This is a genomic window from Gracilibacillus salitolerans, assembly GCF_009650095.1.
Taxonomy (GTDB): domain Bacteria; phylum Bacillota; class Bacilli; order Bacillales; family Amphibacillaceae; genus Gracilibacillus; species Gracilibacillus salitolerans.
Genome location: NZ_CP045915.1, coordinates 3808207 through 3819514, shown reverse-complemented (window position 1 = coordinate 3819514; position 11308 = coordinate 3808207). Strand labels below are relative to the sequence as shown.

The 11308-nt window shown below is 35.5% G+C and carries 8 protein-coding genes; 6 read left to right on the top strand and 2 right to left on the bottom strand.

Features of this window, described 5'->3' with window-relative positions; translation table 11 throughout:
- Positions 1-128 precede the first annotated feature (128 nt).
- Positions 129-986, top strand: coding sequence for a D-amino-acid transaminase (dat, locus tag GI584_RS18290; protein ID WP_153792119.1), 858 nt, complete (start codon positions 129-131; stop codon positions 984-986).
- Between the two features lie 46 nt (positions 987-1032).
- Positions 1033-3042, top strand: coding sequence for an O-antigen ligase family protein (locus GI584_RS18285; protein WP_194842036.1), 2010 nt, complete (start codon positions 1033-1035; stop codon positions 3040-3042).
- A 328-nt stretch (positions 3043-3370) separates the two neighbouring features.
- Here GI584_RS18285 and GI584_RS18280 read toward each other — a convergent pair whose 3' ends face one another.
- Positions 3371-3748, bottom strand: a complete 378-nt coding sequence (locus tag GI584_RS18280; protein WP_100359351.1) for an SET domain-containing protein — start codon at positions 3746-3748, stop codon at positions 3371-3373.
- A gap of 223 nt (positions 3749-3971) precedes the next feature.
- Positions 3972-5006 carry a flavin-containing monooxygenase gene (locus GI584_RS18275; protein ID WP_153792117.1) on the bottom strand — a complete coding sequence of 345 codons (1035 nt, stop codon included), beginning with the start codon at positions 5004-5006 and terminating at the stop codon, positions 3972-3974.
- A gap of 178 nt (positions 5007-5184) precedes the next feature.
- Here GI584_RS18275 and GI584_RS18270 point away from each other — a divergent pair, with 178 nt between their 5' ends.
- From GI584_RS18270 to GI584_RS18255, 4 genes are all read left to right on the top strand, one after another.
- A complete protein-coding gene (locus GI584_RS18270; protein WP_153792116.1) occupies positions 5185-6921 on the top strand; it encodes a sensor histidine kinase in 1737 nt (578 codons plus the stop codon).
- Positions 6918-8318 (top strand): response regulator transcription factor, encoded by a 1401-nt coding sequence (locus GI584_RS18265; RefSeq protein WP_153792115.1) that lies wholly within the window; start codon positions 6918-6920, stop codon positions 8316-8318. Before GI584_RS18270 ends, GI584_RS18265 begins: the two co-directional genes overlap by 4 nt.
- A 153-nt stretch (positions 8319-8471) precedes the next feature.
- Positions 8472-10175, top strand: coding sequence for an extracellular solute-binding protein (locus GI584_RS18260; protein ID WP_100359354.1), 1704 nt, complete (start codon positions 8472-8474; stop codon positions 10173-10175).
- Between the two features lie 227 nt (positions 10176-10402).
- Positions 10403-11293 carry an ABC transporter permease gene (locus GI584_RS18255; protein ID WP_100359355.1) on the top strand — a complete coding sequence of 297 codons (891 nt, stop codon included), beginning with the start codon at positions 10403-10405 and terminating at the stop codon, positions 11291-11293.
- Positions 11294-11308 lie beyond the last annotated feature (15 nt).

The following is an 11308-nucleotide window of genomic DNA, read 5'->3' as shown; positions in this document are numbered from 1 at the left end:
TTCCTGTCCTAGTATTGTCATAAAGAAAAATTCGAGGTGATTTCAATTGTAGTTTGCATCAATTAGTAAAGGCTACACCATTCATCTTAGACATATGATAAAATGAAAGCACAAAGGGGGAATTAATAATGACAGATTACATGCTATGGAACAATGAGATAGTCGAGCGTAAATCGGAAAATGCAATGGTTTCTTTTGAAGACCGTGGCTATCAATTTGGTGATGGAGTCTATGAAGTAATTCGTATATATGATGGAAAACTTCATACTCTGGATTGGCATTTAGATCGTTTATTTTATTCGATGGAACAATTGGCAATTCGCGCTCCATTTTCCCGACCTAAGATCAAACAATTATTAAAACAACTGATTGAAAAAAATCAATTTACAATTGACGGTAAAATTTATTTACAGGTAACAAGAGGAATGCAGCCTAGAGATCATATCTATCTGGAAGAATTAGATGCGATTTTCTATGCGACGGTTGACCGTTTTGATCAGCCAGTTGACATGTGGGAGAACGGTGTGAAGGTTACCTTGCAGGATGATATTCGCTGGCTTCGTTGTGATATTAAGTCATTGAATTTGCTAGGTAATGTGTTAGCTCGAACAAAGGCACAACGCAACGGCTATCATGAACCTCTTTTTCACCGCGATGGTATTGTCCGGGAATGTGGTGCTTCCAATTTTTATATGATTAAAGACGGAGTAATACATACTCATCCAACCAATCATTATATCCTTGGCGGTATTACCAGAAAAAAAATTCTGTTGTTCGCTAATGAACTAGGAATTCCAGTTAAAGAGAGGGAAATAGCAGTAGAGGAACTAAAGGATGCTGATGAATGCTTTTTATCTGCGACACCTTTAGAAGTGGTGCCGATCATTCAAATAGATGAGAATCCTGTGAACGGTAATGGAATAGGCGAAATTACCAAAAGATTGCAGCAGTATTATCGAAAACGTGTATATGATTATCTTGAATAATGGGACATTTCCTGTGTCCCACTGATCCAGTTGATGGGGGTTTATGATGCGGTGGTTCTTCTTTGTTTTAATTTCGATACTATTTATTGTTGCTCCTTTCCAGCGGGGGTTGTATTTTGATACGGATTTTTATCTAATACATATTGTGATTTATTTGCTGTCGTTTCTGTTGTTGGGAAGGGTGTTATACTTTCGGGATTTTACTGCTTGGAATGACCTTGCACTTATCCTGTTTATTCCGATCTGTTATATCATTTCACTTGTTCAGGCGAAATATCCTGTAGGTGCGTTTGATATGGTGTTTCGATGGACAACTTATATTAGCTTTTTCTATCTGTTGTATTGGAGTGTAAATAAACACTATAAAATAAGACTGCTTGCTCCTTATATTTTTTATCTTTCTGGTGTCCTTATTGCTTATCATATGCTGCTCAATCAATTCGGAATGGTAGATTACCAGGGTGCATTTATTAAGGATCGCTTTGCAGGCGTCTTTCAATATCCCAATACGTTTGGCATGGTTATGGTTGCTTTTTATATATTTGGGCTTGTTATGCTGCTAGGTAAAAAGCAAGATTGGCGAAATTTATTCATTTACTCATTTCCATTAACTGCTTTTGTCGTGACTTTCTTAGAGTCTTATTCAAGAGGTATGTATCTTGTTTTTCCTGTTATTTGGATTATTGGTGTTTGCTTTTTTTCCTTTCATCATCAATTACGATACATTATGTATTCAGTTATTACGATGTTAAGCGGTTTAATTGTATTTATCATCTTACAAACAGGTAATCAACTTCTGACAGGTATCACCATGGTAGTCATGTCTCTGGTATCCTTTTTGATGATTTTGTGTATTTCCAGAGAGAATATACTGGATCCACAGTTGAAAAATCTTAAAATCCATCGTGTTGTGTTCCCGGCGATCATCGTGCTATTTGGAATTCTGTTATTGCTAGATATAAATAATCAAGGGGTCGTTTACAAACAATTGCCTGCTAGTTTACAAGAGAGAATGACTAGTATTAGCGACAGTTCGACTGCTAGAGAAAGAGTACTTATGGTAGAAGACGCAATAGAAGCGAGTTCAGATGCCCCATTGACAGGATACGGGGGAAAAGCTTGGGAATCCATTTATCGTGATTATCAGCAATTACCTTATCAAGCTAAGAAAATTCATAACGAATATGTAGAAATGATAGTAGATGTTGGTTATCCTGGATTTTTTATCATTACTAGTATCTTAGCTTATTTAATGGTCCGAATATGGAAAAATATGCTTTATGCAGAAGATCGGTCCATATATATCGCGATTTTATTAAGTTTAAGTACAATCTTTGCTCATAGCTTTATTGATTTTAATTTTGCCTTTGGTTTTGTTGTTTTCCTGATTTTCTGGCTAATGGCAATCGGTTTAAAAACATCTTCTGAACCGAAGGAACCAAAAAAATTGACTTTCTATATATTAGGGATGTATGCTGTCATTCTTTTATTTGCACTAATCTTTTCCTATCGGTTTATGCAAGCAGATAATGCTTATCGAAAAGCAATGGACACGGATAATCTACTAGAACAAGAACAGCATCTGGTAAAGGCAACAAGCTACAATCAATTTAATACAGAATACTGGTATCAATTAAGCGATACGTTAATAGATCGACAGAATGAAATGGAAGTGAGTGATTCTACCATCAAAAATGCAGTATATAAAATGGCAGCATTAGAGCCTTTAAATTCGCAAGTGATGTTTCAATCTGGTGTATTACTGGAAAAAATCAATGAAAAGAAGCAAGCGTTGAATCACTATAGGAGTGCATTAGAACTAGATCCATTTGATACAAGAATTTATCAGGCGATCATATTAATTTCCGTTGATTTAGCAGAGTCACAAGAAAATAATAAATACGCAAAAATAGCGATGGAAACATATGAGATGCTGTTAACTGTTAATGAGCGAATTAAAGTGAACGAAATTAGCAAATACCATAACAATCGTGAATTTGAGGTAACAGATAAAATAGAGGCGGATATAGAGAAGGTGAAATCCTTACTTCAATAGAAGGGAATGGATTTGTCGACGGCCATTTTTCGTGTAAATGTAAAAAATTATAGTTTGAAACATTCCATGCATTCCCAAAATTTCATTATTGTATTCATTGTAAATAAATCCTCCCCCATAAGAAAAAATGGCAAACCCCGCCGGTCCTTTTCACTACATGCTAAGTTGATCTGCGATTGCTTTAGTAGCCATTATGAAATGCATAGACCGTATGGCCACCACTCCGGCTGCCCACCTACTTTATAAAGAAAGACTTGGCGATAAGCCAAGCCTTTCTTTATTGGCTCGTTTAGTGAAGCCGAATTTCTGATGTACTTTTCTATTCGTTTTAGTCTTGGTTAAACCACAGTGCATCTTTGTTATCAACATCACCATTATAATTGATTAGAATCTCATCTCCTGCTTTTATATCTGTGAAAGCATAGAAGTCAAATGTGTGATTTTCAAAATTAATCTCATAATTTGAATTAGGTTCATAAGAATGGTTAAATAACATTCCATAACCAAGAAGGATAGCAGAATGGTTTATACCATACTCAAAAGCGTAGTCCTCGAGTAATGTTTTCTCAATGTATTGATGCTGCTCGTTTGGATAAGCAATCACAGGTGCTTCATGAAAAAGCTCTCCTTTTTTGATATCACTTGTTGCAAATACCCCTCTATTGAATTCTCCATCACTAATTGAAGATGTTTTTATCTCAATCATGTTGTCCACCTACTCACTATTAAAATAATATTTCTAACCGTAACATTTAGTTTAACACTTTTTGATTAGAAAAGAGACTCTCTCCAACAAATTATCGACAATCTTTTTGGTTAATTATTGCCCCCTGTAGTTTAATATTGCAGAAATCATACGTATTAATCGGACATTTGATTCGTTATTTGTATTAAAATAGCTTTTTTCAAGATTTAAGAGGTCCAAATGATTATTCGCTTATTTTGTCCACAATATATTCTGCATCATATCCTACACCTTGTAATAAAGCAGATCCACGCCTAGATTGCCAGGATAAACCAATAAAATATAACCCCTCTATGTTTGATACTCCTCTGTTATGAATTATTTTTCCTTCTTTATCTAAAAACCCGTCTATTTGTAACCAAGGAAATGCTGTCTTAAATCCCGTAGCCCATATTATATTATTCACTTCAAGTGTTGAGTTATCTTCAAAGACTAATTGGTTCTTATTGGCATTAATCACTCTTGTTTTCACTTTTACTTTATTTTGATTGATTGCCTGTTTTAATTCTAAACCAAATACGGGGTCTCCCCTTTTTTGAATTGCCCTACCAAGTAAGGAATGATTGCTTGCTTTTAGGATTCCTAACATATCTAACCACCAAAAAATATTTCTATTACATATTACTAATGGTAAGTAACTTAGATTCTTGCTGACTGCTAAATAAGTCACCATCTTTTTAGATAGTTCAACAGCAATCTGTGCTCCGCTATTGCCTCCACCTACTACTATTACGTTTCCATTTAACAATTGATTTGGGTTCTTATACTGTGATGAGTGAATTTGATTGATCCTAGGAGAGAGCTCTTTTGAGAATAAAGGGATATTAGGTGTTTGAAAAGGACCTGTTGCAACTATAACTTTTTTCGCATGGTATACATCTCGGTTTGTTTTAATGATGAAACTATTGTCTACCTTAGATACCTTTTTTACTTCTTCATTTAAGTGAATAGGGAGATTAAATCTTTGTACATATTCTTTTAGATAAGACGCAATCTCATCTTTAGAAGGAAAAGCATGTTTTTCTCCACTAAGAGGTAAACCAGGTAATGAACTATAAATTCGAGGGGTAAATAAAACTAAAGAGTCATATCTATTTTTCCAATTTGCACCAACTTCAGTTCCTTTATCTATAAGTAAGAAGTTCTTATTTGCATTTTTTAAGAAGTAGCCGATTGCAAGACCAGCTTGACCAGCTCCAATTACAATTGTATCGTACATTCTTTATCCTCCACAAAAGCATGATTATATGTTCATGTAATCATTTTAATAAAAAGAACATCAGCGTACAACTCCAATGTTCAATCAATCATATCGGTCTTGAATAAACATTTAAAAGATGCTATTGTAATGATGCTTTTATGTAATCGCTATCAAAAAGAGAAGGGAGGGTCACAACTTGAAACGCTTGTTTAGTAAAATAGTAGCTTTTTTTGAAAAATTAAGCTTGAAAAGTAGAATTTCATTAGTGTTTGCTTTAAGTACTTTTTTACTTCTCATGTTCACCATTATGTTCTCCTATCAATCGATGTCGAATATTCTAACAAATAAATTACATGCTACATTCAATAGCAATTTACAACAAATCCGCTTGTCCATGGAAAACACAATAGAAGATTTAAACTATGTTGCACAGCAAATTGCCTTTTCAGAAAATCTCACCTTTAAGTTGGATGATTATTTACACTCGTCTCCGTCTTACGATAGAGTCAAAGTTTACGAGGACATCAAAAATGAGTTAAATGTAATTCAGTTTAGTAATCCCGGCATCGGTTTATCCTTACTTTATTTAAAAGAAAATGATGAGTATCTTTTTTATAATCATGGAGTAAAAGATGAATTCTCCTTAGACCATGAACCATTATTGGATGAAGGATATAATATGCACACATATGGTCCTCACATAAGTATGGAACAGTATAAAAATAAGTATGTACTCTCTGTTGCAAGGAAATTAGATGTTAATTATGCTGATGACATTTATATCTATTTGGAATCGAACCTTGATTTAACGAACGATCTTTTAGAAGTAGACAATGTGTTGAATCATGCCGATTATATAATTTTAGATGATACGAGGCAGATCATATATAGTGAAAATGAAACTTTTCCATTTAATAGTTCATTCAACGGTAATGAAAAAGGATATGGCAAGAATACTGGATTTTACTGGTTTGAGGAGTCTACGGAAAAAGGATGGAGTATTGTAGCATTAATACCAATATCAGAGTATAACGAAGAAATGAATCAATGGGTTATTTTAATGATTTATATTGCGATTCTGTTTGTTTTTATTAGTCTCGTTGTTTCCTTATTGTTATGGAAAACACTCTACAAGCCTTTAAACGAATTCCGTCATGAAATAAAATTAATGGGAAACAACAATTTTCATTCGGAAATTGTTCATACCAAAATACCTGAATTTGTTGATTTAATAAACCGGTTTCGGAATATGAGAGTGCAAATTGTCAGTCTGATTCAGGAGATTGAACAAAAGGAAAGAAAACGTGCTGACTTAGAAGTAGAAAAATTAAAACATCAAATCAATCCTCATTTTTTAATGAATACATTAGATACGGCAAAATGGTTGGCTATTTCTGGAAATAAGAAGGAACTTACTGGTCTATTAACCTCTTTAAATAAATTGCTCTATTACAATATGGGAAAACTAGGGATATTATCAACACTTGAAGAAGAGTTAGATTCGATGAAGCAGTATTTAATGCTGCAGCAAATTCGATACGATTTTGAATATGTGACGAATCTAAATGTACCGAAAGAGATCTTACAAGCTCCTATCCCAAGGTTTATCCTGCAACCGCTTGTAGAGAATTCGCTATATCATGGACTAGTGGACGAAGGAACAATTGAAATAACAATCAACCTCGAAGGTAAGATGATTGTTATCGAAGTTCGTGATGATGGTAGAGGAATGACGAGAGAGAAAATGAACGAAATTTTAAACGATCAATCTTTTAAACAGACGAGGAATGGGATGGGTATTGGATTAAATTATGTTAAGAGAATGATGGAAAGAACGTATGGCAATTATGCAGAGATTGAAATGGATAGCATGGTTGATAAAGGAACGGTCGTCCGTTTGCGAATACCATATATAAAGGGTGATATGAAATGATTAAAGTATTAATTGTGGAAGATGACAAGTTAGTCAGAAAGAGTTTCATCTCTTCCTTTCAATGGGAACAATTTGATATGGAGATAGTTGGAGATGCCAAAAACGGGGAAAAAGCTTTGCAGTTTATCGAAGCTCATCAGGTGGACTTGATTATTACCGATTTAGCAATGCCGATTATGTCAGGAATAGAACTTATTCGGATTGTTAAAGAAAAATATCCAGAAATCTTTATCGTCGTACTTTCCTTGCATCAGGATTTTGAGTATATACAGGAAGCGATGCGGTTAGGAGCAATCGATTATATAGCCAAAATTGAGTTAGATGGTAATGACATGGATGATATTTTGGTTCGTATTCAGCACAGGATTGAAAAGGAATCAGAAAAGCAATCTACTATGTCAACTGTCGAAGAAGTGACATGGACTAGTGGCTATACACTAATATCAGAGAAGATTCCTGCTGTTGAAAAGGCACTCAAAGAGTTTCTAGATGTAAAAAATATCTGTAAATGGAACGATTGTTGTATTCTGATAAAGAGCGATACACTAACCCCAGAGGAAATCATTCAGAAAATCCTAGATACTAAGTATGACATCCGTCCATTGCTTCTTATTTATCCAGAAACGGAAGAGGATTTTAATCAAATGAAGGAATGGGCACTTCCTTATCATCAGCAGTTATTATTTTATGAAGTGAGCCAGGATAAGCAAATTGCTATAAAAGCATGTCACTCTCTGCACAAGCCATTACAAGGTACGAAGCAACAACTCGAGACTTGGAAAGAAAGGTTAATTTCATTGGATTGGATAGCAAATAAACAGGAATTAGCGGATTTATTATCTGATTTGTATGAGACTCGTTTTCAGATTAGTCAATTAGAAGAAATGCTAACCTGGCTGGTTAATGAATATATGCGAATGTATCGAGATATTCTTCCTGAAGAGGTTACTGCCCCTCTTGAAGTGAACTATTGGTCTGATATCGAAAACTGGTTCAAGCAATTTCAAAGATTTATGTATACAACTGTGTTTAGTCCAGCATATTCTCCGGAGACAAACCAATGCATATTAAATGCGATCTCTATAATTGAGCGTGAACTTTCCTCACCGCTGACAGCTCAATATGTTGCTCAAGAAGTCAATATGAGTCGAAGTTATTTTTCAACTTGCTTTAAAGATATTGTCGGAGAAACTTTTAATGAATATGTTCGGATTGCAAGAATTAATAAAGCGAAGGATTATCTTGTGTACACTCGAGAAAAAATTGGGGTTATTTCTGATAAGGTTGGTTATTCTGATATAAAATACTTTAGTAAAATTTTTCGTCAGACGACAGGACTCTTACCAAGTGAATATCGAAAATTAAATAAAAAGGGGTCAAATGTTTCGATGTTGTAAGGGAAATGTTGTTTCCATAGGTGAAGGATTCTAGAAACGATATAGAAAGTACAATTACCCCCTTTTTTTCGAAACAACCCTCTTATTGAATACGCTTACATTATTGGTATGATTGTATTGAAAAATAAATTTCAAAGGGAAGAGGGGAAAAGGATGATAAGGAAGTACTTATTTTTATTATTATTTGTGTTGGTCTTAGTCGCTTGTTCTGATGATGATGCAGGCTCAGAATCAAATGATGGCGATGATGCGGAAAGTAGTGAAACGGAAACATCTTCTGAGCCGGCCGATCCATTTGGTGCTTATGAAGAAACGCTTACGATTGCGATCGGTCAAGAAGTCGATCCTAGCGATACCAGTTTACAAGATGGTGATACGCCACTCGATAACCAATACACAAGGCATGTAAAGGAAAATTTGAATATTGAAGTAGAACATGCATTTACTGCATCTCCTTCTAACTACGATCAAAAAGTAAGTCTTGCTATAGCAAGTAATGACTTGCCAGATGCAATGGTTGTAGGTCCAGTCGAGCTAAGACAGCTGGTAGAGGCAGATCAAATTGCTGACATGACAGAAGTGTATGAGAACTATGCATCTCCTGCGATTAAAGAAATTATCGATAGTTCAGATGGAATTGCACTTGAAAATGTTATGTTTGATGGACGAATTATGGCAATACCGAACTCACAAGCTAGTGCTGATGGTGTGCATAATTTATGGATTAGAAAAGATTGGCTTGACAACCTCGGACTTGAACCACCAAAAACGATTGAGGAATTTAAAGAAGTAGCAAAAGCTTTTGTAGAACAAGATCCTGATGGAAACGGACAGGATGATACGATTGGTTTAGCTGGACCGGATACCAGTAATAAACTGTATGCTAACTTTTTGGAGTCAACGAACAATTTATATGGTTTTGATGGGATATTTTCTGCGCTAAACGCTTATCCAGGATATTGGTTGGAAGGAGATGATGGGCAGCCGGTATATGGATCAACTTTACCAGAAACAAAAGAGGCCTTATCTGTATTACGAGACATGTACAGTGAAGGGTTAATTGATCCGGAAATGGGTGTGCGTGAGGACTCCGGTGAATCTGTCATCAGTGGAAATACAGGTATGTTTTTCGGTCCGTTTTGGATGCCATATGGACCGCTCACAGATGCTGTCACGAATAACCCGGAGGCAAACTGGCAATCATATGGTCTTCCACTTGATGCCAATGGTGAATATACACCTCATTTAAGTACCACAACAACTCAATATGTAGTTGTTCGGAAAGACTATGAACATCCAGAAGCTGCAATGAAGATCTTAAATAATTTATTAGCGAACGAATCAGAATTCGACCCTAGTATTGGTGGTCCAGGTTACTATCCATTACGTCTTGTTTATGCACCAGCAGATGAAATGGAGGTTACAACGGTTGCGCTTCGAGAAGTGCTTGCTGGAACGAAAGAACCGGAAGATTTCTATGATATGCCTGCCTATAAATTGTTGAAATCTGATGTGGACACAATTCATGAAGTGAAGCTAGAACCATATGACAATATGGATATAGAACATTGGGATCCTGAGGCAAATTTAGGACAGTGGACGAGGGCATACTCGGCGTTGGTAGGAACTGCTCCTTTAGTTGATTCTGAAATAAATGGTGTGATGAGCTTAATCTATTCTCAAACGAAAACTATGGAAGACAGATGGGTGAATCTACAAAAATTAGAAGAAGAAACATTTTTAAAAATCATTATGGGTACAGAACCACTCGATTCCTTTGATCAATTTGTGGAAAGTTGGGAGAGCCAAGGTGGAGACCAGATTACGGAAGAAGTCGTTGAAGTTGTAAACCAATAAATCACAAGAAGGCGTCGAAGTATTTCGACGCCTTTCTAAAAAGCGTGCGCAATACCCGTAAACAGTAACGTAACTCTGCGTGGATTAGCTTCTTTCCATTCGGTTTAATGAAGTGTATTGCCGAAGCGCATTCTAGCACTTAGCATTAATCAGAATGAAAGGTACTTCTCTACGTTCAAGTTTGGTTTTGAACGAATGAATTAGTTGATCGGAAAGGGGTGTATGCCATGAAATCCAAAGGTTTTGCAAAGCATTATTATATGATGCTGATACCTGGATTCGTCTGGCTAACGTTATTTAGTATTGTACCGATGTTTGGTATTATGATTGCTTTTCAAGACTACAATCCAGGAGAGGGTGTTTTTGGCTCGGAGTTTGTAGGACTGGAGACATTCCGGTATATGTTTGAATTGAGTGATACGGTAAACGTGTTTTTTAATACGATCTATATTGCTATTATGAAGATTATTGGAAATCTTATCGTCCCTCTCGTCTTTGCCTTAATGTTGAATGAAGTGAGATATATGGGCTTAAAAAGGTCGATCCAAACGATTGTTTATTTACCCCATTTTCTTTCATGGGTTATTTTAGGCGGGGTATTACTGGATATTTTTGCTTATGGTGGACCGATTAATCAATTGTTTGGAGTCTTCGGTATTGATCCAATTTTATTTTTCGGAAGAGCAGATCTCTTTCCTTTCTTAGTAGTAGGAAGTGATGTGTGGAAGGAATTCGGGTTTAATACGATTATATATTTAGCTGCATTAACTGGAATCAATCCTGCATTATATGAAGCTGCAGGTATTGATGGTGCTTCGAGACTCCGTATGCTTTGGCATGTTACATTGCCTGGAATTCGAACTACAGCCGTTTTATTAGCAGTATTAAGTTTAGGAAATGTACTAAATGCAGGATTTGATCAAATATTTAACTTGTATAATCCTCTTGTTTATTCAACAGGAGATATTATTGATACATGGGTTTATCGGGCAGGTTTATTAAATTTGCAGTATGAATTGGCGACTGCTGTCGGCGTATTAAAATCTGTCGCAGGTTTTATTTTAATTAGTATGTCGTATTATTTGGCTTATCGATTTACAAACTACCGTATCTTTTAAGGGAGGGGGAAATAG

Coding starts and splice junctions, on each gene's coding strand:
- dat (WP_153792119.1), top strand. CDS start 129: ATGACAGATTACATGCTATGGAACAATGAGATAGTCGAGCGTAAATCG.
- GI584_RS18285 (WP_194842036.1), top strand. CDS start 1,033: ATGCGGTGGTTCTTCTTTGTTTTAATTTCGATACTATTTATTGTTGCT.
- GI584_RS18280 (WP_100359351.1), bottom strand. CDS start 3,748: ATGATTGAGATAAAAACATCTTCAATTAGTGATGGAGAATTCAATAGA.
- GI584_RS18275 (WP_153792117.1), bottom strand. CDS start 5,006: ATGTACGATACAATTGTAATTGGAGCTGGTCAAGCTGGTCTTGCAATC.
- GI584_RS18265 (WP_153792115.1), top strand. CDS start 6,918: ATGATTAAAGTATTAATTGTGGAAGATGACAAGTTAGTCAGAAAGAGT.
- GI584_RS18260 (WP_100359354.1), top strand. CDS start 8,472: ATGATAAGGAAGTACTTATTTTTATTATTATTTGTGTTGGTCTTAGTC.
- GI584_RS18255 (WP_100359355.1), top strand. CDS start 10,403: ATGAAATCCAAAGGTTTTGCAAAGCATTATTATATGATGCTGATACCT.